Source organism: Bradyrhizobium sp. KZN70725, from assembly GCF_055264925.1.
This window is the reverse complement of record NZ_JBUYWT010000065.1, coordinates 18,849-40,543: the sequence shown is the minus strand read 5'-3', so window position 1 is coordinate 40,543 and position 21,695 is coordinate 18,849. Positions and strand designations below refer to the sequence as shown.

Here is a 21,695-nt window from a genome sequence, read left to right as displayed (position 1 = left end):
CGGCGTGCTCCAAGGGCAGTGTCTCGGCCGCCGGATCGACGATCCAAAACGCCTTAGAAACGAGATCGCAGCATGGGAGCGGCAGCGAAACAAAACTCGCGCCCGTATCAATTGGATGTTCACAACGGACAAAGCTCGCACCAAACTGGGGCGCGCCTATCCAGGCATACCCAAAGAGTCAAAATCACTGTGACGAGCTACTAGTTGGCCGCGTGACAAATTTCCAATATATGGATACGGGAATTCGCATATCTGTTGCATATGGATCGCCCGATGATCGAACTGCGCCATCTCCGCTATGCCGTCGCGGTCGCCGAGGAAGGCCATATCACCCGCGCCGCCGCGCGGCTCGGCATCCAGCAGCCGCCGCTGAGCCAGCAGATCCGCGCGCTGGAAGCCGCGATCGGCGCGCCGCTGTTTCGCCGGCAGCCGCGCGGGGTCGAGCTGACCGCGGCCGGCCGTGCCTTCGTCGGCAAGGCGCGCGCGATCCTACGCGACGCCGACCTCGCGGTGGAGGCCGCGCGCCGCGCGAGCCGCGGCCAGGAGGGGCAGCTTGCGATCGGCTTCACCTCTTCGGCCGCCTTCCATCCTTTCGTCACCGGCGTGATGCGCGAAATGCGCGAGCGCGCGCCGGCGATCACGCTGTCGCTCGAGGAGGCCTCGACCGGCGAGCTGATCGCAGCCGTCGAGGCCGATCGGCTCGATGCCGCATTCGTGCGTGCGCCAGGCGAGCGGCTGGAGAACCTCACGATCACGCGTCTGCTCGACGAGGAGATGGTGGTCGCATTGCCGGACCATCATCCGCGCGCCCGCAAGGACACCCGCCGGCGGATTTCGCTGGCCTCGCTCGCCGAAGAGCCGCTGATCCTCTACCGCCGTCCGACCGGGCCCGGCCTCTATGACAGCATCATCGCCGCCTGCCGCGCCGCGGGCTTCAGCCCGAAGGTGGCGCAGGAGGCGACGCGGATGGTGTCGACGCTGAGCCTGGTCGCAGCGGGCCTCGGCATTTCGATCGTGCCGGAATCGATGGCGCGGCTCGAGACCGCCGGCGTGTCCTATCTCCGCCTCGACCGCGCCACCGGCCTCGTCGCGCCGCTCGCGCTGGCGCGCAAGAAGGGCCCCGCCGCCGGCACGCTTGGCCGTCTGCTCGGGATCGTGACGCGACGGGTGAAGGACCGTGCCGGCGACTAGTGGAGTCTGCGCGACGTAGCCCAACGTCGCCGCTGCCCCCAGTGGCGCGGAACGTGGGGAGTTTGGCGAACGCGCGCGTCAGGGCGGGTCTAGATAGCTTCCATCGAATCCGGTTGCCCGCGCGCGGATCGCAACAGCTCAGCTGCGTCCGGAGGACTCGGGTTCAATCAACACCGCGAAAGGCATTTCCGATGGCGCGTTTTCCTGTCCATACGCTCGAGTCTGCCCCCGAAGCCTCGAGGCCTACTTTGCGCCAGGTCGAGGCGCGGTTTGGCATGATCCCGAACCTTGCGGCGGCGATGGCGACGTCGCCCGTGCTGATCCAGAGCTTCCTCGGCATCTTCGACAAGGTTCACGGCGGCAGCTTCACCGAGCAGCAGATCCAGACCGTGCTGCTCACCGACGCGGTGACCAATGGCTGCGCCTGGGCGGTCGCGCTGCATTCCGCGCTCGGCTTGCAGGCTGGGCTCGATCCGGCCGATGTCGACGCGATGCGTGCCGGCCGCTCGCCTGCCGACAAGACGCTCGGCGCGCTCTCGACGCTGGCGCGGTCGCTGATCGAAAAGCGTGGGCGGCTCGACGACGAGGAGATCGAACGATTCCTGGCAGCCGGGTTCTACAAGGATCTCGTGCTTGAGGTGATCACCATCGTGGCGGCGTCGACCATCACCAACTACACCGGCAGCGTCACCAATCCGCCGCTGGAGGCGGCGTTGCAGGAATATGCCTGGAACGGCTGAGACGGTCTCGCCTGGCGTCAATCATTGCACGTCGACCGCGCGGCCGGCCGTGCGCGTCAGAGCGCAAACCTGGCGCGATAGTCCTGCGGCGTGGTCGACAGCAGGCGCAGGAAGCTGCGCCGCATCGTTTCCTCCGACCCGAAGCCGCAGCGCTGTGAGATGCGCTTGATCGGCAGGCGCGTTTCCGAGAGCAGATGCCGCGCGCCCTCGACCCGGAGCCGCTCGATTGCGCGTGCCGGCGTCAAGCCGGTCGCTTCGGCGTAATGGCGGCTGAAGCTGCGCTCGCTCATGCCGGCCTGTTTCGCCAGCGTCGACAGCGAGAGGTCGCCGGCCAGATGGTTGCTGATCCAGTCGTGCAGCGCGCTGAACCTGTCGTCGGTGGCTTGCAGCGACAGGATTTCGCTGAATTGCGCCTGTCCGCCCGGCCGTTTGAAAAACACGACGAGATAGCGGGCGACGGCAAGCGCCGCCGTGCGGCCGAGATCCTCCTCCAGCAGCGCCAGCGCCAGATCGATGCCGGAGGTGACGCCGGCCGACGTCCAGAACGAACCGTCGCGCACGAAGATCGGATCGGGCTCGACGCGGACATCGGGAAAACGCTCGGCGAGCTCTGCGCAAAATCCCCAATGGGTCGCGGCACGCCGGCCATCGAGCACGCCCGATGCGGCGAGCAGGAACGCGCCGGTGCAGACCGATGCGGTGCGGCGCGCCTGCCCGGCGCGTTCGCGCACCCAGTCCACCAGGACGGCATCGGCCGCCGCGGCGTTGACGCCGTCGCCGCCCGGAATCACCAGCGTGTCGACCGGGCTGCCGATCGCGGGCAGCGGATGCACCGCGAGCCCGACGCCGGCGGACGACTCGACGTGTGAGCCATCCTTTGCAACGACGCGGACTTCATATGGCTCGGCGTTGCCTGCCTTGGCCGCCAGCGCATTGGCGGACGCGAACACCTGCAATGGCCCGGTGACGTCAAGCAACTGCACGGCCGGATAGGCCAGCACTTCGATCGAGCGGCGGCGGTTTGGCGAAAAACGTGGGCTGGTTGGCGTCATCGCCGAAACCTGCCGCGCTAGATTCGCTTTGTCCATAGCGCAAGGAAAGTTCGAGGGAAGTTCGATGATCGCTCACGATGTTCATCTGCGGATCGGTTCGCTGCTGTTCGAAGGCGTCGACCAAATCGATTTGACCGGGCCGTTCGAGGTGCTGTCGCGGATTCCGAATTCGACCTACCGCATCTACGGCAAGACCGCCGAGCCGGTCCGCGACATCAAGGGATTGCGGCTGACACCGGATGCGACGCTGGCCGATGCGCCGCCGCTCGACGTGCTGCATGTGCCGGGCGGCTTCGGTCAGCAAGCCCTGATGGAGGACACGGAGGTGCTCGGCTGGATCAACCGGCAGGCGGCGGGGGCGTGCCGCATCTTCTCGGTCTGCACGGGCGCGCTGATCTGCGGAGCGGCCGGCCTGCTGAAGGGGCGCAGGGCGACGACGCATTGGGCGTCGTTTCATCTGCTGCCGTTGTTCGGCGCTACGCCCGTGAACCAACGCGTGGTGGTGGACGGAAGCTTCGTCTTTGCCGCCGGAGTCACGGCAGGCATCGATGGCGCATTGCGGCTCGCGGCTGAACTGCGCGGCGACGATGCCGCGCGCGCGATCCAGCTCTATATGGTGTATGCGCCGGAGCCGCCGTTCGACAGCGGCACGCCGGAGACCGCGCCACCCGAAATCCTGCAGCAGTCGCGCCAGGCCGTGCGCGCGATCACGGAGCAGCGGGAGGAAACCGCGCGCCGTGTCGCGGCGAGGCTGGGCGTCACCGTGCAGGAGAGTGAGTGCAGGCTTTTGCCGAACACTCGATTCGGTGTCACCTCGCCCGGCGTGCGGGCCCCGTAAGAAGAAGGAGAGGGAGTGCAGCGCCGGCGCAGTCGCTATTCGACCTCGTCTCGTAGCACTAGTTTCCCGGCTCGAAGCTGCAGTCGGCGCCGCCGCCGGCCTTGTCCTTGATCACCTTCGGATCCAGCGTGCAGGACAGTTTCGACAGCGCCTCGTAGATCGTGCCCGCGGCGCCGTCGGGCGGCACGCCGGCCAGCGCCACGGTCGCGAACATTGCATTGGCTTCGCTGCCCTTCACGGTGTGGGTGTTGCCGCCGAAGGTCAGCGCGCAGGAACGCGAGGTGATGTCGACATTGCTGGCGCGGCAGACCACCTTGTCGGCGGTGACGATGATCTTGCTGGTATAGGAGACATTGCTGTCGCCGTTGAAGAATGCGGCGACCGCCTTCTTCTCCTTGGCCGGCAGCGGCGAGTAGGGCGCCACCACGCCGGCGAGCGCCAGCGCGACCGAGCCCGAGCTGGTCGCAGGCGCAGCCCATGTGGCCGACGAGGCCAGTGACAATGAACATGCGAGGATCGTCAGTCGGCCCAGTCCCATTCCCGTCTCCCGGTGCCCGCGCTTTCCGCGGCGCGGAATCGCTAGCATGTCGCGTGACTTCAAGGGGTGACGCCATTCACACGCGATCCCGCAACTTCGCGTGAGGCGCGATGCGCACAGGGCAGGGCGGCCCCGCGTGGACCCGCTTGCACGATCGCGCCATCGGCGTCACAGTCCGATCCGTGGCAGCGATGCCGCCAACAACGACGACAAGAAGATCAATCCGGGGAACGCCATGGCGGCCACGCGTATCGACTGCGACATCCATCCCGCGGTGGGGGGAACGCGCACCACGCTGCTGCCCTATCTGAGCGATCACTGGAAGGAACAGGTCGTCAGCCGTGCCATCGACGGGCTCGACCTCAATTCCTATCCGCCGTCGATGCCGCTATCCGGCCGCGCCGACTGGCGGCCGGCCGACGGCAGCAAGCCCGGCAGCGATCTTGCCATGGTGCAGCGCGGCGCATTCGACCAGCTCGGCGCCAGCCACGCGATCTGCAACGTCGTCTATGGCGCGCAGGCGGTGTTCGATTCCTACATGGCCGCGGACTTCTGCAGGGCGATCAACGACTGGATCGCGGCCGAATGGCTTGCCAGGGACACGCGGCTGCGCGCCTCGATCGTGGTGCCGATCCAGGCGCCCGACCTTGCGGTCGAGGAGATCGAGCGCAGGGCCGGCGACAATCGCTTCGTTTCGGTGCTGGTGCCCTCGCAGGGCGAGACGCTGCTCGGCCGGCGGCATTACTGGCCGATCTATCAGGCCGCGGAGAAATACAAGCTTCCGATCGCGATCCACGCCGGCAGTGCCTACCGGGGCGCGCCGAGCTCGATCGGCTGGCCGTCCTACCGCTACGAATATTATCTCGCCGAGGCGCAGGCGTTTCAGGCGCAGACGTTGAGCCTGATCTATGAGGGCGTGTTCGGGAAGTATCCCGGATTGACCGTCGTGCTGATGGAGTCGGGCGTCAGCTGGCTGCCGGCGTTCATGTGGCGCGCCAACAAGACCTGGCGCGGCGTGCGCGTCGAGGTGCCGTGGGTGGAGCGCGAGCCCGCCGCGATCATCCGCGACCATTTCCGCGTCACCATGCAGCCGTTCGACGCGCCGCTGGACGCAACAGGTGTCGCCGACATCATCGATCAGATTGGCTCCGACAAGATGTTCCTGTTCGCATCCGACTATCCGCACTGGCAGTTCGACGGCGACGATCCGATCCCGCCGCATCTGCCGAAAAGCCTCGTCCAGCGGATGTGCGAAGACAACCCGATTGAAACGTTCCCGCGGTTGAAGCTGAATTCGTAATTCGCGCGCATGATCCGGAAAAGTGGGAGCCGGTTTTCCGACAAGATCATGCGCAAAACAAGAAGGAGGATCGCATGAGTGACGTCATCGACCGCCCGATGCTCGACCAGGAGAAGACCGCGGCGACGCGGCTGAAGATCATCGACTGCGACATCCATCCGAGCCTTCACGCGCACAGCGACCTCAACGAGTTCCTGCCGAAACGCTGGCAGCAGCATCTGAAGGAATATGGCAGTCATCTGCGCACGCCCTATATCGGCACCACGCCGTATCCGCGCTCCTCGCCGCTGATCGCGCGGCGCGATGCCTGGCCGCCGACCGGCGGCGTGCCCGGCTCCGACCTCGATTTCATGCGCAAGCAGCATCTCGATCCCTTCGACGTCGAGTTCGGGATCCTGCAGGTGCTCGATCTCTTCATCTTCTCGCAGCAGAATCTGGAATTCGGCGCCGCGATCCAGCGCGCCATCAACGACTGGCAACTGGCGTTCTGGGCGCATCGCGATCCCCGCCTGAAGGCCTCGATCCTGGTCGGGCAGGACGGCTCCGACCTCGGCCTCGCCGAGATCGAGCGCTGTGCCAAATCAGGCGAATACATCCAGATCAACGTCTCGCCGCGCGCCAATGAGCCGCTCGGCCGCCGCCGCTACTGGCCGATCTATGAACGCGCGCAGGAGCTCGACCTGCCGCTCGGCATCCATGTCGGCGGCTATGGCGGCCATGCGCCGACCGGCGGCGGCTGGCCGTCCTATTATTGCGAGGAGCACCAGTCGAACGCGCACACGGTGGCGTCGAACCTCACCAGCCTGGTGCTGGAAGGCGTTCCGGAGCGCTTCCCGAAACTGAAGATCGTGTTCATCGAGGGCGGCTTCGGCTGGATCCCCGCGACGATGTGGCGGATGGATCAGCACTTCGAACGCTTCCGCAGCGAGGTGCCGCATCTGAAGCGCCGACCGAGCGAATATGTGAAGGAGCATTTCTGGTTCACGACCCAGCCGATCGACGAACCGGATGAAGCCAGGCACCTGCGGCAGCTGATCGAATGGGCCGGCATCGACCGGCTGTTGTTCTCGTCGGACTATCCGCATTGGGACTATGACGACGCGCGCTACGCCTTCAAGACGCCGATGACGGACGCCGAGCGTCGCAAGATCTTCAATGCCAACGCCCGCGCGGTTTACAAATTCTAGGACACAGATGACCCGTCACATCGTCGCGCGCACCAGTGAGATTCCGGCCGGCGGCAACAAGGTGTTCGGCATCGAGGGCCGCGACATCGTCGTGTTCCATGTCAATGGCGAGTTCTTCGCGCTGCTCAATCGCTGCCCGCATGAAGGCGCGCCGCTGGAGAAGGCGGCCTGCGTCGCGCGCCTGACCTCGCCGGAGCCCGGCATCTATCAGCGCGACCGGGTCGGCGAGATGCTGCGCTGTCCGTGGCACGGCTGGGAATTCGACATGCGCAACGGGCAGTCCTGGTTCGATCCGAAGCGGTTCAGGATCCGCTCCTATCCGGTCGCGGTCGAAAGCGGCGCCGAGTTGCAGAAGGGGCCGTATGTCGCCGAGACTTTCCCGGTGCACATCGAAGACAGTTACGTGATCGTTGAGGTCTAGCCGGCGCGTTGGCGCAGGTCACGCGACCGTGCGCGTCGCCGCGGACCTCGTCATGCCCCGGATAAGCCCGGCCATGAAGGATATTGCAGTTTTTGCAATAATGAAGTGCCGTCGACGGCAATTATAATGACCGCTGCAATGGGCCACCTTGAGGTCGCGGTCGGGAATGAACCCGTCCACCACATCAGGAACGGCATATGAAGCTCTATCACTTCGCTCTCTCCGGCCACGCGCATCGCGCGCGCCTGTTTTTGTCCCTGCTGGAAATTCCGCACGAACTGGTCGACGTCGACCTCAAGTCCGCCGCGCAGAAGCGGCCGGAATATCTCGCGCTCAACCCGTTCGGCCAGGTGCCGGTGCTCGACGATGACGGCGTAATCATCCCGGACTCCAACGCGATCCTGGTCTATCTCGCGACCAAGCTCGGCCGCACCGATTGGCTGCCGCAGGATGCAAGGGGCGCTGCCGCGGTCCAGCGCTGGCTGTCGGTTGCTGCCGGCGATCTTGCGTTTGGGCCCGCTGCGGCGCGGCTCATCACCGTGTTCGGCGCGAAGCACAATCCGGACGACGTGATCGCGCGGGCGCATGTTCTGCTGAAGCGGCTCGAAGCCCATCTCGCCGGGCGCGACTGGCTGGTCGGCGCGGCGCCGACGATCGCAGACGTTGCGCTCTACAGCTATCTGTCCAGCGCGCCCGAAGGCAATGTCGATCTCTCCGCCTATGCGCGCGTCAACGCGTGGCTGCGCCGGATCGAGGCGCTGCCGGGCTTCGTGGCCTTCGCCAAGACCCCAGTCGGTCTGGCGGCCGCGTGACCTGCTGACCGGGCGTGCCGTCGGGCGCGCCCGTCCAACCCCCGAAGGGGAGGGCGATACGATGAGCGACAGACGAACCAAGAGCAAGCTCGCGACCTGGCATGCCGGCGAAAAGGCGATCCAGCAGCAGGTTGGTGTCGCCGAGAAGATGGAGGCCGTCGGCCAGCGTGTGGTGCGCGACTTCATGCCCGACCAGCATCGCGATTTCTTCGCGCAGATTCCCTTCATCGTCGTCGGCAGCGTGGACCGAAGCGGCGACGCCTGGGCCTCGCTGCTGGCCGGCCGGCCGGGCTTCATCTCCTCGCCGACGCCGCGCAGCCTCGAGATCGATGCGCGGCCTGACGCCAGCGATCCCGTCAGCGAAGGCATGCGCGCGGGCGATGCGATCGGACTGCTCGGAATCGAACTGCACACGCGGCGCCGCAACCGTGCGAACGGGCTGCTGCGCGCGGCATCAGGCAAGGCGCTCAGCTTCGAGCTCGATCAGAGCTTTGGCAATTGCGCGCAGTATATCCAGCTGCGCGATTTCGCCTTCGTGTGCGCGCCGGACGAACCGTTCACGGGAGAGATCGAGGCAAGCACGGCGCTCGATCAGGCCGCGCGCGACATGATCAGGGCGGCCGACACGTTCTTCGTGGCGTCCTATGCCGAGCGTGAGGACCGTCGTCAGGTCGACGTCTCGCATCGCGGCGGCCGGGCGGGCTTCGTCCGCGTCGCCGACGACGGCACGCTGACGATTCCCGATTTCGCCGGCAATCTGTTCTTCAACACGCTCGGCAACATCCTCGTCAACGGCAAGGCCGGGCTGGTGTTTGTCGATTTCGAAACCGGCGACCTGCTGCAGCTGAGCGGTGACGCTGAGGTGATGCTGGACTCGCCGGAGATCGCGGCGTTTCAGGGTGCCGAGCGGCTGTGGAGCTTCCGTGCCCGCCGCGTGGTGCGCCGGCGCGGCGCGCTGCCGCTGCGCTGGGCGTTTCGGGCCGAAGGCTGGTCGCCGAATTCGCTGATGACCGGCGACTGGGGGGAGACCGCCGACCGAATCCGCGCCGCCGAGCGCGCGACGCAGTGGCGGCCGTTCAAGGTCACTGGGATCGTCGACGAGAGCCGATCGATCCGCTCGTTTCATTTGCAGCCGGACGACGGCGCGGGGTTGCTTCCGCACCGGGCGGGACAGCATTTGCCGATCGGTCTCTCGTTGCCCGGTATCGACAAGCCAGTCATCCGCACCTACACGCTGTCGGTTGCGCCGTCGGATGGCATGTACCGGATCAGCGTGAAGCGCGACGGTGTCGTATCGCAGCATCTCCACGATACCATCCATGTCGGCGACATCATCGAAGCGCGCGCTCCGGCTGGCGGCTTCACGATCGATGCGCGCGAGAAGCGGCCCGCGGTGCTGCTCGCCGGCGGTGTCGGCATCACGCCGCTGCTCGCGATGCTGCGCCACGTGGTCTATGAGGGGCTGCGCACCCGCGGCATCCGGCCGACATTCCTGTTTCAGGCTGCGCATGCGAAACAGGACCGCGCGTTCGGCGACGAATTGCAGCAGCTGGTGGATGCCGCCGGCGGCGCGGTGCGGATCGTCCGCGTCCTCGGCGATGTCGACGGCGCCGAGCAGGGCACAGACTACGACGCGGCGGGACGGATCGACATGGCGCTGTTGTCGCGCGTCCTGCCGTTCAACGACTATGACTTCTATCTGTGCGGACCGCCGCGGTTCACCCAATCGCTCTATGACGCCCTGCGCGGCTACAACATTGCCGACGGCAGGATTCACGCCGAAGCATTCGGTCCTTCATCGCTGGTTCGGAAGCCCGACCTCGTCACCGCAGCGCCGCCGCGGCGACCGCCGGCGACAACGCCGGTCCCGGTCGCCTTTACCACTTCGTTGAAGGAGGCGCGCTGGACGCCGGAGGCGGGGACGCTGCTCGAACTGGCGGAAGCGCGCAGCCTTAGCCCCGCCTTCAGCTGCCGGGAGGGCAATTGCGGAACCTGCCGAACGCGATTGCTGGCAGGCGCCGTGACCTTTGTGAAGCAGCCCGCCGCCGAGGTAGCCGATGACGAGGTGCTGATCTGCTGCGCCGTGCCGGCGAAGCCGGAGGCCAACGGCGAGGACCGGATCCAGCTGGATCTCTGATCAGCTGTGCCGCAGGACGCCGGCCTGCGCAGCTTGGTCGCCGAAGGCATGATGAGATTAGATTGAATGGCAATCGCAAGGTGGCGCGCCCCTCTCCCGCTTGCGTGGGAGGGCTGGGGTGGGGGCTCTCTCCGCGAGTCACGCTGCCGAGAGAGCCCCCACCCGCATCGCATATTCGATGCGATGCGACCTAAGAGCGAGCTTCGCTCGTCTCGACCCCGCAAGCGGGAGAGGTGTAGTCAGCGCGTTGCGAGATCGATTGAACCTAACTCATGGTGTTTAGCCCATGCTGCCCGGCATGAAGCAGCGTGGCCTCGGGTGCCCGTCCAGATAATACGGCCAGACCATGGTGCGGCCGGCACGGTTCGGTCCGGCGACGACGGCCTCGTCGGGAACATCGACCCACTCGCCTTCGAGCCGGACGCGATAGTGGCCGTCCTTGGTGTCCCAATCGGCGTCATCGACACGCTTCGCGTCGCTGCCGTCGCAGCAGGGGCCCTTGACGGTGCGCAGGCTCTCATACCAGGCGTTCAATTCGGGATGCCCGTGATCATGGGCCTGCACCGGCGCGATCGCCGGCTTCGCCAGCAGGGCGGTGACTAGAACGATTGCCGCACGCCAAAACCGTTTGTTCATCTGATCCCCAAAATCCGGAAAGCCCATGACAGCCAGCCCGGAGATGGTCATCGAGATCAGGACATCAATCAGATGATAATCGTCATATAATCACAATCGTGAGAGCGCGCGGGGGCTGCCGGGAGGCCGGGTGCCGACAAACTCAGGCGAGCAGGCTCATCACCTGATCGATCACGGCCTTCACCTGCTTCGAATCCGGCCTCTGGTGCGCGAGCGCCAGCAGTCCGGCATGCACCACCATGATGGTGTGGGCGGTGACGTCAGGGTCAAAGTCCTTCCTGAACTGGGCGCGATCGGTGCGCAGCCGCGCGCGCAGCAGCTCTTCAAGCCGCCGGTTGTAGCGCTCGATGCTCTTGCGGAGCTCGACCTGGTCGAGCGAGCCGTCGGTCGCGGAATTGATCGACAGGCAGCCGCGCTGTCCCTTCTCGCCCGAGCAATAGGGAATGAAGCCGGTAAGCCACTGCCTGATGACGTCCCGCGCGGGCCCCGGCTGCGCCAGCACGCGCTCGGCCCAGCCGAGGATGCCGTCGTGATAGCGGTCCAGCACCTTCAGGAACAACGCGTTCTTGTCGCCGAACGCCGCATAGAGGCTGGGTTTCGCGACGCCGCTTGCCGCCGTGATGTCGTCGAGCGAAGTCGCCTGAAAGCCCTTCTGCCAGAACATCTGGCGGGCGATTTCCAGGACATCGTCCGGATCGAAGCTGCGCGGCCTTGCCATATCCATCTTTTATGTACTCCCGCGTCGGATGTGAAGCCTTCACCTTGCTGTGAAGGCAGGTCCGGCTATTGACGCAATCCATATTCTGTACTTAGAAGTACACAACGAAATCGGGAGATCACGCCATGAAAGCGGTTCAGGTCGTTGCGTTCGGACGTGCAGCGGACGTGGTCAAGCTCAACGAGGTGCCGGACGTCGGCAGCCCCGGCCCCGACGAGATCGTGGTCGCGGTTGAGGCTGCGCCGATCAACAATTCGGATTTCATGATCATCGCCGGGCGCTACGGCTATCTGCCGTCACCGCCGGCCACGCTCGGGATCGAGGGCGTCGGGCGGGTTGTTGCCGCCGGATCGCAGGTGAGGAATCTGAAGGAGGGCGACCGCACGCTGATTCCCTTCACGGTCCCGACCTGGACCGAGCGGGTCAAATTCACCGCATCATGGCAGCGTGCGCTGCCTGACAATGCCGATGTCCAGCAACTGTCCATGATCGGGGTCAATCCGGCCACCGCCTATCTCTTGCTGACCGATTTCGTGAAAGTGCCGCCCGGCGGCTGGGTAATCCAGAACGGCGCCAATTCGGCGACGGCGCGCGCGGTGATCGCCATCGCCAAGTCGCTCGGGCTCAAGACCGTCAACATCGTCCGCCGCGAGGACGTCGTGGACGAGGTCAAGTCGGTCGGCGGCGATATCGTGCTGCTCGACGGGCCGGATCTCGCCAAGCGCGTCGCCAGGGAAACGGGTGGGGCGCCGATCCAGCTGGCGCTCGACATGGTCGGCGGCTCATCCGCCTTGAACCTGATGAACTCCCTCGCGCCAAAAGGAGTGCTCGTCATCTACAGCGCGATGAGCGGACAGCCGTTCTCCGGCTCGGCCTTGAGCGTGATCTTCAACGAGGTGTCGGTGCGCGGCTTCTGGCTCGGTCATTGGGGCAAGACTGCGACGGACGAAGCGTTGGCCGGAATGTACGACCATCTGGTGCCGATGGTCGCATCGGGTGCGATCAGCGCGCCGGTGGTCGGCACCTATCGCCTGGAGGATTTTTCACAGGCGATCGCGCAGGCGGCGGCATTCAAGGGCAAGGTGATCTTCACGCCAAGTTAGGTCGTACCCCCCGATATTCGCCGGCGCGACACGCCGGCGCATGTCCGCACGACGTCACGCCGGGGCAGCTAGACGATGGTCGAGAGCGTGAACGCGTGCCACGCACTCCAGTCAATACCATCATAGGCGCGCACATACATCGTCTCACTGCCGGTGGTGGCGCCGCCACGCATCCAGATATCATCGAGGTCGGCGGCATTGACGTCGATCACGGTGCTGGCTGCCCAATGGGAATTCGCAGAGGTCCAGAAATAGCCGCTGTTGGCGTTGCCGCCGCCATCCCAAAACTGATAGGCGGCCGCGGGATTCGCGTCAGCGTCAGCATAGGACACCAGGTTGCCGACCTGGCTCCACTCGTTGACATGCAAGGTCTGATTGCTGATCGAGGCATCGGGTGCGTGGTTTGCCAGGCTGGTCACGGTGAAGCTGTCCCAGGCACTCCAGCTCGTTCCGTCGAAAGCGCGCACAAACATGGAATCGGTACCGGCCGCGGTGCCACCTCGCACCCATACATTGGCGAGGTCGGACGCCGAGACGTCGATGACCGTGCTGGACGCCCAGTGTGAATTGTCGGGCGTCCAGAAATAGGCGCTGGTCGCAGCCCCGCCACCGTCCCAGAACTGGTATTGGGTGATTGCATCGCCGTCAGTGTCGGATGCCGTCGTCCAGTTGACGAGCTGCGCCCACTGCGCGGCGTTCAGCGTTTGATCGTTGATCGTCGCGGTCGGAGCCGTATTGGTCGACGTCAGATTAAAGCTGTCCCAATTGCTCCAGGCGATACCGTCGAATGCCCTTACCCACATCGTCTCGGAACCGGTCGTCGAGCCGCCCTTGATCCACACATTGGCCAGATCGGATGCTGAAACGTCGATCGTCGTGTTGGCAGGCCAGTGGGAATTGTCGGGTGTCCAGAAATAGGCGCTGGTCGCGCCCGCGCCGGCGTCCCAGAATTGGTATTTGGTGATCGTGTCACCTTCGGCATCGGTCGCAGTGAGCCAGCCTTGCGGTTTGACCCATTGATTGACGTGCAGCGACTGGTCGTTGATGGTCGCGACGGGGACCGTGTTTGGCGTCGACGTCACGGTGAATGTGTCCCAGGAGCTCCACTCCGTTCCGTCGAATCCCCTTACCCACATCGTCTCGGAACCGGTTGTCGAGCCGCCATGGATCCAGACATTGGCGAGGTCCGCAGCCGAAACGTCTATCGTCGTGTTGGCAGCCCAGTGGGAATTGTCGGGCGTCCAGAAATAGGCGCTGGTGGCGGCGGTGCCGCTATCCCAGAACTGGTACTTCGTGATCGTCGCCATTGGCATCGGTCTTGGTCAACCAGTTGTCGACGGTGACCCATTGATCGATATGTATGGAATGATCACCGGCTGTCACGACGGGCGGAGTATTGGCCGACGTCAGCGTGAAGCTGTCCCAGTTGCTCCAGTCTGTTCCGTCGAACGCTCTGATCCAGAACGTCTCGGCACCGGTTGTCGAGCCACCCTTGATCCAGACATCGGCCAGGTCGGCGGCCGCCACTTCGATCGTCGTGTTGGCAGCCCAATGATCATTGGTGGAAGTCCAGAAATAGGCGCTTGTTGCGGAGGTGCCGCTGTCCCAGAATTGATATTTGGTGGCTGCATCCCCGTTGGCATCGGAGTAGGTCAGCCAATTCTTGGCTTGCGTCCATGTATTGGTGTGCAGCTGCACGTCGGGGACCGTGACGACCGGCGCAGTGTTTGGAATCGTCGTGAGCGTGAAAGACGTCCAGTTACCCCAATCGGTCCCGTCGAAAGCGCGTACCCACAGTGTCTCGGTGCCGCCGACCGCACCAGCACGCACCCACACGTCGGAGAGGTCAGAGGCCGAAACTTCGATCGTCGTGTTGGCGGCCCAATGGTCGTTGGTGGAAGTCCAGAAATAGGCGCTGTTCGCAGCTGTGCCGCCGTCCCAGAACTGAAATTTCTGCGCGGGATTGCCGTCGGAGTCGGCATAGGTGAGCCATGGCTGTATTTTTTGCCACTGATTGTACAACAGGCTGTGGTTACCAATCGTGACGACCGGTGCGGAATTGGCCATGGTTTGCTTCCTCGTGGGGTGCGCCGGTCGAGACCGGCTAATTTCCAAGGTGCAAGGCAATCAATTTTGGCCCGTGAGGCGGGCCAGGCTGAGATTAGTATCGTCCGGCTGAGATCAGCGCATTCCGAAGAAATCGTTAATATCAAATTCAGGATCGCAGAATTTCAATGCAGCATCTATGGTGGGTGTCACACCCATCAGTCGAGTCGCGTGCGGCAAAACGTCATAGGTATCCCGTTCCGAACGGCCTCGCAGCGGGTGTCGCGACACGCACTCGCCGGTGCCATTCGCGATGGTCTATCCCCGCCGTTGCGGCTTGAGACGCGCCAGGCTTGCCGTTAGCCGTGCAATTCGAACACGGGTCTTTGCGAGACACCGGTGGAGACATCGAACATCGCGGGCCGATGGAAGCAATGCCAGGCGCATTGGAGAAAGGACGTTTCTCATGGCGAATACGACGGCGGAGCTTGAAGCGCTGCTGATGCAGCGATCGTTGACCGATCCGCAGCTTCTGGCGACGGCGGAGGCGGCATCGGACTTCCGGATCCTGCCGGATGCCACCGTGATCAAGATCGGCGGGCAAAGCGTCATCGACCGCGGCCGCGCCGCCGTCTACCCGCTGGTCGATGAGATCGTCGCGGCCCGCAAGGCGCACAAGATCCTGATCGGGACCGGCGCGGGCACCCGCGCCCGGCACCTCTATTCGATCGCGGCCGGGCTGCGGCTGCCGGCCGGCGTGTGTCGCAGCTCGGCGCCTCGGTCGCCGACCAGAACGCGGTGATGCTGGGCCAGCTGCTCGCCAAGCACGGCATCTCCGCGGTCAGCGGCGCCGGGCTTTCGGCCGTGCCGCTTTATCTCGCCGAGGTGAACGCCGTGATCTTCAGCGGCATGCCGCCCTACGGCCTCTGGATGCGGCCGGCAGCCGAGGGCATGATCCCGCCCTATCGCACCGATGCCGGATGCTTCCTGGTCGCCGAACAGTTCGGCTGCAAGGCGATGATCTATGTGAAGGACGAGAACGGCCTCTACACCGCGAACCCCAAGACTTCGAAGGGCGCGACCTTCATCCCGAAAATCTCGGTCGCCGAGATGAAGGCCAAGGGGTTGCAGGATTCGATCCTCGAATTCCCGGTGCTCGATCTGCTCGCCACCGCGCGCCATGTCCAGCAGGTGCAGGTCGTCAATGGCCTCGTCCCCGGCAACCTCACCCGTGCGCTTGCGGGCGAGCATGTCGGCACCATCATCACCGCGAACTGAGCAGGGACCGACCATGGATGACACCATCAAGCACGTCGCCTCGCCGCTCGCGCGCCAGACCCTGCTCGACAGCGATCTCACCCGTCCCGTTGCCGGCGGCCGCCCGATCCCGCTGCTGCCCTGGGTGCAGGTGGTGAAGATCGGCGGCCGCTCCATCATGGATCGCGGCCACGAGGCGATCCTGCCGATCGTCGCCGAGTTGCGTTCGCTGCTGCCCGAGCACCGCCTGCTGATCCTGACCGGCGCCGGCATCCGCGCCCGTCATCTCTACAGCGTCGGCCTCGATCTCGGCCTGCCGGTCGGCTCGCTCGCGCCGCTCGCGGCGAGCGAAGCCGGCCAAAACGGCCACATCCTGGCCTGCCTGCTCGCGCCGGAGGGCGTGTCCTATATCGAGCATCCGACCATCGCGAGCCAGCTTGCGATCCATCTCTCCGCGGCCCGCGCCGTGGTGGGCAGCGCGTTTCCGCCCTATCACCATCATGAATTCCCGGTCTCGCGCATCCCGTTGCATCGCGCCGACACCGGTGCGTTCCTGATCGCCGATGCGCTCGGTGCCGCCGGCCTGACGATCGTCGAGGATGTCGACGGCGTCTACACCGACGATCCGAATGGTCCCGAGGGGAAGAAGGCGCAGCTGCTGCGCGAGGCCAGCCTCGCCGACCTCGCCAAGCTGAAGGGCACGCTGCCGTTCGATCCCGCGCTGCTCGAGGTGATGGCCAATGCGCGGCATATCGAGCGGGTGCAGGTCGTGAACGGCCTCGTTCCCGGCCGGCTCGCGGCGGCGCTGCGTGGCCAGCATGTCGGATCGATCATCCGCACCGGCGCGCGGCCGGCCTGATACCGATGTAATGCTCGCGCGTCGCGTTTAGGCGGCGCGCGACCGAGGGACTACTTGATCGTCGCGTGCACGGTGATGACCGAGGTGCCGGATGCCTTCGGCCCCTGGCCCGTTGCCTTGATGGCAAAGGTGTCGCTGCCCTTGTACTTGGCCTTCGCCCTGTATTCGAAGGTCGATGCGTTGATCTTCTTCAGCTTGCCGTAGGCCGGCTTCTGCGAGATCGCGGAGTCCGTCACCGTGCCGCGGATCCCGATCGGGATCTGGCAGCTTTGGCCCGAGGCGACGTCGATATCGCCGCTCGAATTCTCGCCCCAATCCGCCAATGTCATCGACATCGAACATTCCGGCACGGGCTGCGCCGAAGATGCCGGCGTGACATTTAATGCAAAGATGAGCGCCAGGGCGGCGATCCCCGACGCCCGCGTCGTGACGATACTCGTTTTCATGCAAGGCCCACTGCTGAAGGTTCTCGCAGGAATCCTGCAACGTGGGAGCAGGGGTGGCAAGGGCTTCGCCTCGCCCGCGCGACATGTGTTGAAATGCTTGGGCGCTTGTTGCGTCGTTGAAGCGCCCCCATAGTCACCGCAGCCTTGATCTGAATGGGGCAAAGGCGCGCGTGACAGGGAAGGGTTCCAATGGCTGAAAGCAGCGACGGTCAGGCAAAAGCTCAACAAGCCGGATTCGCCGGCGTCACCCGCAGGACCCTTGAGCGTCTCGCTTTGCCCGGCGATGATCGCGAGCTTGTCGTTGCCGAGGTGACCTATCCGCCCGGCGGGGTCGCCCCGCTGCATCGGCATCCCATTAGCGGCCTTCATCGTCGAAGGCGTTGCCGAGTCCGCGTATGACGACGAGGCGCCGCGCCAGTATCGGGCGGGCGAGACCTTGCAGGATCGCCCTGACGTTCCGCACACGCTGTTTCGCAATTGCGATCCGGAACGGCCGCTGCGCTTCCTGACGATCTACGCGCTCGAGCCCGGGCGCGCCTACGCGACGGAGCCGTGAGGTCGGGAAAAGGCCAAGGCAAAATGTTACGGTTGGCTCACCTGAGGTTTCGGGCTTGCGCCGGCCATCCGAGGTGGAACCGCGAGCAGGAGGCAAACCGACTCCACCAGGAGTTCATGCGCACGGTCGACAATGTCGTCCAACGAACTTGTCTTCGCGAACATGGCCTGGGCTTCAGCCAACAACCGGTCGCGCGTTGGTATGCTGGGCAGATGCAAGTCGGCGCGATGCTGTAACAGAACAAGCGCTTCCCGCACCGACAATCCGGTTTCGTGGACCGACGATTTGATGGCCTGCGCGATGTACTCGGGATTGAAGCGACCAGCGAGTTGTTCAGCCGTTCGCTTTATCACACGCGATCCCAAGCGCTGCTCGTTGCGGAGAACCAGCGTGGGCGGCGCCTTCAGATCCCAGACAATACCGAGCAAGGACAAAGTCACCAAAACATAATAGGTCACATCAATCTCCCACCACCGGAAGCCTTGCCGCGCACTGCTTTGGTAGGCGTGATGATTGTTGTGCCAACCCTCACCCATCGTAAACAGAGCCAGCAGCCAATTGTTGCGGGAGTCATCGCCCGTAACGTACCGCTTGCGCCCGTGAACATGCGCGAGGGAGTTGATGCAAAACGTGGCGTGATACAGCAGCACGGTGCTCCAGAAGAAACCGACCACGAGCCCTGGCCATCCGGCGATGAGGAAGCACAGACCTGCGACCACGATCGCCGGCAAGACCTCCAATCTGTGAAGCCACATCAACTCCGGATACGAGGTAAAATCCGCAACTTTCGTCAGATCAGTTGCATCGTGCTGTCGATAAAAAATCCACCCGAGATGACTGTGCACGAAGCCCTTATGCCCCGGCGAATGCACATCTTGCTCGGTATCCGAATGAAGATGGTGATGTCGATGTTTCGCGGCCCACCAAAGGACGCTTTTCTGAGCGCTGCTTTGGGCGAGGAATGCGAGGATGAATTGAAACGCCCTGCTCGTTGAGTAGGCCCGATGCGAGAAGTACCGATGATAGCCGGCGGTGATCGCAAACATGCGCAGCCAATACAGAGCGACGCAAATTGCGGTCGCTTGCCATGAGACGCCCGTCCAGATCGCCGCCAGACACCCTGCGTGGACCAGCAGAAACGGGAGGACCTGCGGGTACATGATGTCGTCGTGCTGCCGAGCTGGATCGATATTGGTGGACACGCTCGCGACCTCAGCTGCTTCGATGCGCGGGCCGTTTCGCCGGCAGACGGTTCAAGTCCTGGTCCTGGCGGGCATTGCGCGCGGTGTTGACAAAGAGAACCCCGCGGCCGGGTGACCGGTCGCGGGGTCGCGTAACCAGAGGCTTTGCCAGTTCATCCGTGGTCAAAGCAGCATGGCCGATTGTCGCAGCTTACACCGCGCGCAGATTGTCCGCAGCAGATTTGCCGGTCCGGCGGTCTGCAACGATCTCAAAAGAGACCTTCTGTCCCTCGTTGAGGGTGCTCATGCCGGCGCGTTCGACTGCGCTGATATGAACGAAAACGTCCTGGCCGCCCTGGTCCGGCTGAATGAAGCCGAAACCCTTCTGGCTGTTGAACCACTTCACAGTTCCCATGCTCATGGAAAATCGTCCTATAGATACGTGTTTGGAGCCGCACTCACGAGTGCAGCGGGCGAATTCGAAGTTCAGGGGGTGAGGGTCGTCAGTCAGGCACGCTATCAGCGGCGAGGCCAAGTCGTTCGGCCGAAACTCGATCCGCGGTAAATAGCTACGGTTCGGTCATTCCGCAAGTGGCTTTCTCCCCTTTCTGACCTCGGCCGCTGCGTCCCCCTGGGGCAACGGCTGCAATTCACGGTGCTCTGCGGCAACTTTGCTTGACCGGATGGCGGGGACATCGTGCGGTTTGGGGCCACGCGGTCTATTCCTTCTTCGCCGTCAGCCCGTCGACCATCGCGCGCGTCAATGTTGCGATCTCGCTGCGCAGCGCGCCGATCGGCACCGCGATCAGCTTGTGCTCCAGCCCGAGCGCGACCATGCCATGCACGGCGGAGAACAGGCTGCGCGCGGTGACGCCGAGCTGCGCCGGCGAACGCTGCGGAAACAGCGCGGCGAGCGGCTTGTAGATGTGGCGGAACAATTCCATCTGCTCGGCGATTGCCCATTCCGGCACCGGCTTGCCGGGCTGCATGCGATGCTCGAACAGCGCGCGCCACAGTTCGAGATTGTCGGCGGCGAAATCGCAATAGGCGACCGCGATCCGCACCAGCATCTCGCGCGGCGCGGCAGCCCCGCCGATCTCGGCCAGCGACAGCGACGCATCGAGCCGCGCCAGCGTGCGCGAGCCGACGCGCAGGATCAGCTCGTCGACATCCTCGACCAGATTGTAGACGCCGCCATTGGCGACCCCGATTTCCTGGGCCAGTTCGCGGGTTTTCAGGCCACCGAGACCCTTTGCCGCAATCGCCCGTTCCGCCGCCTCGATCAGCGCTTCCCGCAGTTTTGCACGTCGTTCCAATGCCTTGGACATCTTTGATCCTTCGTTAACCATTATCTTGAGCGTTGCTCAAATAATTCTTGAGCAATGCTCATTATGTGGTACAAGCGATTCATGAGCGATGCTCATAACAGGGAGCGATGAAATGTTCAAAACTGTTTTCACTCTTTTCCGCGGCACCGTTGCGGTGGCCGAAGAGGAACTTCAAGACCGCACCGCGCTGGTCATCCTCGACCAGCAGATGCGCGATGCCGCCGCCGCCGTCGACCGCTCGAAGCGGACCCTGGCGCTGGCGATCGCCGGCGACCAGCAGGAGGGCCGGCGGCTCGACGCCACCAACGCCCGGATCGCCGATCTCGAGGTGCGCGCGTCGGCGGCACTCGAGGGCGGCCGGGAAGACCTCGCCCGCGAAGCCGCGCAGGCGATCGCCAATCTCGAAGCCGAGCGCGACGCCGCGATGACCGCACGCGCGCTGTTTGCCTCCGAGATCACCCGGCTGAAGCGCCATGTCGGCAACGCCGAGGCGCGCATCGCCGAGCTCGACCGCGGCCGCCGGCTGGCCCGCGCATCGGAAGCGGTGCGTTCGCTGCGCCGGAGCGGCATCGAGGCGGCGCGCCCCTACGAGTCGACGCTGCCGGAAGCGGAGGCGACGCTGAAGCGGCTGCGCGAGCGGCAGATGGAGATCCAGGCCGCCGACGAGGCGTTGATCGAGATCGACGCCGCCTCGGGACCATCAGCCACCGCCGAGAAGCTCGCCGAGCAGGGTTTTGGCCCGCGCATGAAATCGACCGCCGACGACGTGCTGGCGCGGCTGAAAGCCAAGGGCCCGCCAGCAGCCTGAAATCCCAAGCCTGAAACCTCAAGCCTGAACTTCAAGTCTGAAACCAAGCCAATTTCAAACCATCTATCATCAAGGAGACGACCATGAACCAGACCATCCAACCCCACAGCGGCAGCTGGGTTACCTTCACCTACGCGTCCTTCGCGGCTTCCGCCTTCCTCGTCGCCGTCGGCGTGTTCTTCCTGCCGATCGACCTTTGGATGAAGGGCTATCTCACGATGGGCATCGTGATGCTGATCCAGACCTGCGTCACGCTGACCAAGACGGTGCGCGACAATTACGAGAGCAGCAAGTTCGTCAACCGCATCGAGGACGCCAAGGCGGAGCGCCTGCTGATGGAGGTCTCCAAGGCAGGGTGAGCCGAAGTCAAGTCGAAGCGGCGGGTGGTTTCTCACCCGCCGCTTTTGTCGTTCCGGGGACTTGGCCGACCCCGCCGTCATTGCGAGCGCAGCGAAGCAATCCATTCTTCCGCGTATGCCGAGCGATGGATTGCTTCGTCGCTATCGCTCCTCGCAATGACGGTGTGGATAGGCCGCCGACC

Annotated in this window: 22 protein-coding genes and 2 pseudogenes; 14 read left to right on the top strand and 10 right to left on the bottom strand. The window is 64.5% G+C overall.

The window, feature by feature from the left end; translation table 11 throughout:
* The 3 genes and pseudogenes from ACZBJS_RS36350 to ACZBJS_RS36340 form a co-directional block, all read left to right on the top strand.
* Window positions 1-193, top strand: a pseudogene (locus ACZBJS_RS36350) (IS630 family transposase); the annotation flags it as partial.
* Between the two features lie 80 nt (window positions 194-273).
* Window positions 274-1,191, top strand: a complete 918-nt coding sequence (locus ACZBJS_RS36345) for a LysR family transcriptional regulator (protein ID WP_463439912.1) — start codon at window positions 274-276, stop codon at window positions 1,189-1,191.
* 191 nt (window positions 1,192-1,382) lie between these two features.
* The gene (locus ACZBJS_RS36340) at window positions 1,383-1,931 is read left to right on the top strand and encodes a carboxymuconolactone decarboxylase family protein (RefSeq protein ID WP_463439911.1); all 549 of its coding nucleotides are present in this window, start codon (window positions 1,383-1,385) and stop codon (window positions 1,929-1,931) included.
* A 56-nt stretch (window positions 1,932-1,987) separates the two neighbouring features.
* Here the strand turns inward: ACZBJS_RS36340 and ACZBJS_RS36335 are convergent, their stop codons facing one another.
* Window positions 1,988-2,983, bottom strand: coding sequence for a GlxA family transcriptional regulator (locus ACZBJS_RS36335; protein ID WP_229192419.1), 996 nt, complete (start codon window positions 2,981-2,983; stop codon window positions 1,988-1,990).
* Between the two features lie 64 nt (window positions 2,984-3,047).
* On the opposite strand from ACZBJS_RS36335, the gene ACZBJS_RS36330 reads away from it, so the two are divergent.
* Window positions 3,048-3,821: a DJ-1/PfpI family protein gene (locus ACZBJS_RS36330; RefSeq protein WP_316398836.1), complete on the top strand. Its 774-nt coding sequence runs from the start codon at window positions 3,048-3,050 to the stop codon at window positions 3,819-3,821.
* A gap of 58 nt (window positions 3,822-3,879) precedes the next feature.
* Here the strand turns inward: ACZBJS_RS36330 and ACZBJS_RS36325 are convergent, their stop codons facing one another.
* Window positions 3,880-4,359: a hypothetical protein gene (locus tag ACZBJS_RS36325; RefSeq protein WP_316398835.1), complete on the bottom strand. Its 480-nt coding sequence runs from the start codon at window positions 4,357-4,359 to the stop codon at window positions 3,880-3,882.
* 235 nt (window positions 4,360-4,594) lie between these two features.
* On the opposite strand from ACZBJS_RS36325, the gene ACZBJS_RS36320 reads away from it, so the two are divergent.
* The 5 genes from ACZBJS_RS36320 to ACZBJS_RS36300 all read left to right on the top strand — a co-directional run bounded on the left by ACZBJS_RS36320 (window position 4,595) and on the right by ACZBJS_RS36300 (window position 10,216).
* Entirely contained in the window at window positions 4,595-5,659 is a 1,065-nt protein-coding gene (locus ACZBJS_RS36320) for an amidohydrolase family protein (protein WP_316398841.1), read from the top strand.
* Window positions 5,660-5,733: 74 nt separating this feature from the next.
* Window positions 5,734-6,846 (top strand): amidohydrolase family protein, encoded by a 1,113-nt coding sequence (locus ACZBJS_RS36315; RefSeq protein WP_316398834.1) that lies wholly within the window; start codon window positions 5,734-5,736, stop codon window positions 6,844-6,846.
* 7 nt (window positions 6,847-6,853) lie between these two features.
* Window positions 6,854-7,267: a Rieske (2Fe-2S) protein gene (locus ACZBJS_RS36310; protein ID WP_057017901.1), complete on the top strand. Its 414-nt coding sequence runs from the start codon at window positions 6,854-6,856 to the stop codon at window positions 7,265-7,267.
* A gap of 197 nt (window positions 7,268-7,464) precedes the next feature.
* Window positions 7,465-8,079, top strand: a complete 615-nt coding sequence (locus tag ACZBJS_RS36305; protein ID WP_229192412.1) for a glutathione S-transferase family protein — start codon at window positions 7,465-7,467, stop codon at window positions 8,077-8,079.
* Window positions 8,080-8,140: 61 nt separating this feature from the next.
* Entirely contained in the window at window positions 8,141-10,216 is a 2,076-nt protein-coding gene (locus ACZBJS_RS36300; RefSeq protein WP_463439910.1) for a 2Fe-2S iron-sulfur cluster-binding protein, read from the top strand.
* A 279-nt stretch (window positions 10,217-10,495) separates the two neighbouring features.
* Here the strand turns inward: ACZBJS_RS36300 and ACZBJS_RS36295 are convergent, their stop codons facing one another.
* The gene (locus ACZBJS_RS36295) at window positions 10,496-10,852 is read right to left on the bottom strand and encodes a hypothetical protein (RefSeq protein ID WP_316398832.1); all 357 of its coding nucleotides are present in this window, start codon (window positions 10,850-10,852) and stop codon (window positions 10,496-10,498) included.
* 142 nt (window positions 10,853-10,994) lie between these two features.
* Complete coding sequence (locus ACZBJS_RS36290) at window positions 10,995-11,576, bottom strand: TetR/AcrR family transcriptional regulator (protein WP_229192409.1); 582 nt, start codon at window positions 11,574-11,576, stop codon at window positions 10,995-10,997.
* A 119-nt stretch (window positions 11,577-11,695) separates the two neighbouring features.
* Between ACZBJS_RS36290 and ACZBJS_RS36285 the strand changes: the two genes are divergently transcribed.
* The gene (locus tag ACZBJS_RS36285; RefSeq protein WP_463439909.1) at window positions 11,696-12,673 is read left to right on the top strand and encodes a zinc-dependent alcohol dehydrogenase family protein; all 978 of its coding nucleotides are present in this window, start codon (window positions 11,696-11,698) and stop codon (window positions 12,671-12,673) included.
* Window positions 12,674-12,741: 68 nt separating this feature from the next.
* On the opposite strand, the gene ACZBJS_RS36280 is transcribed toward ACZBJS_RS36285, so the two are convergent.
* Window positions 12,742-13,980 carry a hypothetical protein gene (locus ACZBJS_RS36280; RefSeq protein WP_463439908.1) on the bottom strand — a complete coding sequence of 413 codons (1,239 nt, stop codon included), beginning with the start codon at window positions 13,978-13,980 and terminating at the stop codon, window positions 12,742-12,744.
* Window positions 13,946-14,740 (bottom strand): hypothetical protein, encoded by a 795-nt coding sequence (locus ACZBJS_RS36275; protein WP_463439907.1) that lies wholly within the window; start codon window positions 14,738-14,740, stop codon window positions 13,946-13,948. The genes ACZBJS_RS36280 and ACZBJS_RS36275 overlap by 35 nt, the downstream gene beginning before the upstream one ends.
* 445 nt (window positions 14,741-15,185) lie before the next feature.
* Here ACZBJS_RS36275 and ACZBJS_RS36270 point away from each other — a divergent pair.
* Both ACZBJS_RS36270 and ACZBJS_RS36265 read left to right on the top strand, forming a co-directional pair.
* A pseudogene (locus tag ACZBJS_RS36270) lies at window positions 15,186-15,997 on the top strand (amino acid kinase family protein).
* Between the two features lie 13 nt (window positions 15,998-16,010).
* Window positions 16,011-16,835 carry an amino acid kinase family protein gene (locus ACZBJS_RS36265; protein ID WP_316398829.1) on the top strand — a complete coding sequence of 275 codons (825 nt, stop codon included), beginning with the start codon at window positions 16,011-16,013 and terminating at the stop codon, window positions 16,833-16,835.
* A 50-nt stretch (window positions 16,836-16,885) separates the two neighbouring features.
* Here the strand turns inward: ACZBJS_RS36265 and ACZBJS_RS36260 are convergent, their stop codons facing one another.
* The 4 genes from ACZBJS_RS36260 to ACZBJS_RS36245 form a co-directional block, all read right to left on the bottom strand.
* Window positions 16,886-17,626, bottom strand: a complete 741-nt coding sequence (locus ACZBJS_RS36260) for a hypothetical protein (protein ID WP_463439906.1) — start codon at window positions 17,624-17,626, stop codon at window positions 16,886-16,888.
* Between the two features lie 237 nt (window positions 17,627-17,863).
* Entirely contained in the window at window positions 17,864-18,997 is a 1,134-nt protein-coding gene (locus tag ACZBJS_RS36255) for an acyl-CoA desaturase (RefSeq protein ID WP_463439913.1), read from the bottom strand.
* Window positions 18,998-19,229: 232 nt separating this feature from the next.
* On the bottom strand, window positions 19,230-19,439 hold the full coding sequence (locus ACZBJS_RS36250) for a cold-shock protein (protein WP_028341292.1): 210 nt from the start codon (window positions 19,437-19,439) through the stop codon (window positions 19,230-19,232).
* 298 nt (window positions 19,440-19,737) lie between these two features.
* A complete protein-coding gene (locus ACZBJS_RS36245) occupies window positions 19,738-20,346 on the bottom strand; it encodes a TetR/AcrR family transcriptional regulator (protein ID WP_316398826.1) in 609 nt (202 codons plus the stop codon).
* A 112-nt stretch (window positions 20,347-20,458) separates the two neighbouring features.
* Between ACZBJS_RS36245 and ACZBJS_RS36240 the strand changes: the two genes are divergently transcribed.
* Together ACZBJS_RS36240 and ACZBJS_RS36235 are read left to right on the top strand one after the other, a co-directional pair.
* On the top strand, window positions 20,459-21,154 hold the full coding sequence (locus ACZBJS_RS36240; protein WP_316398825.1) for a PspA/IM30 family protein: 696 nt from the start codon (window positions 20,459-20,461) through the stop codon (window positions 21,152-21,154).
* 83 nt (window positions 21,155-21,237) lie between these two features.
* On the top strand, window positions 21,238-21,513 hold the full coding sequence (locus tag ACZBJS_RS36235; protein WP_038384293.1) for a YiaA/YiaB family inner membrane protein: 276 nt from the start codon (window positions 21,238-21,240) through the stop codon (window positions 21,511-21,513).
* Window positions 21,514-21,695: the final 182 nt, after the last annotated feature.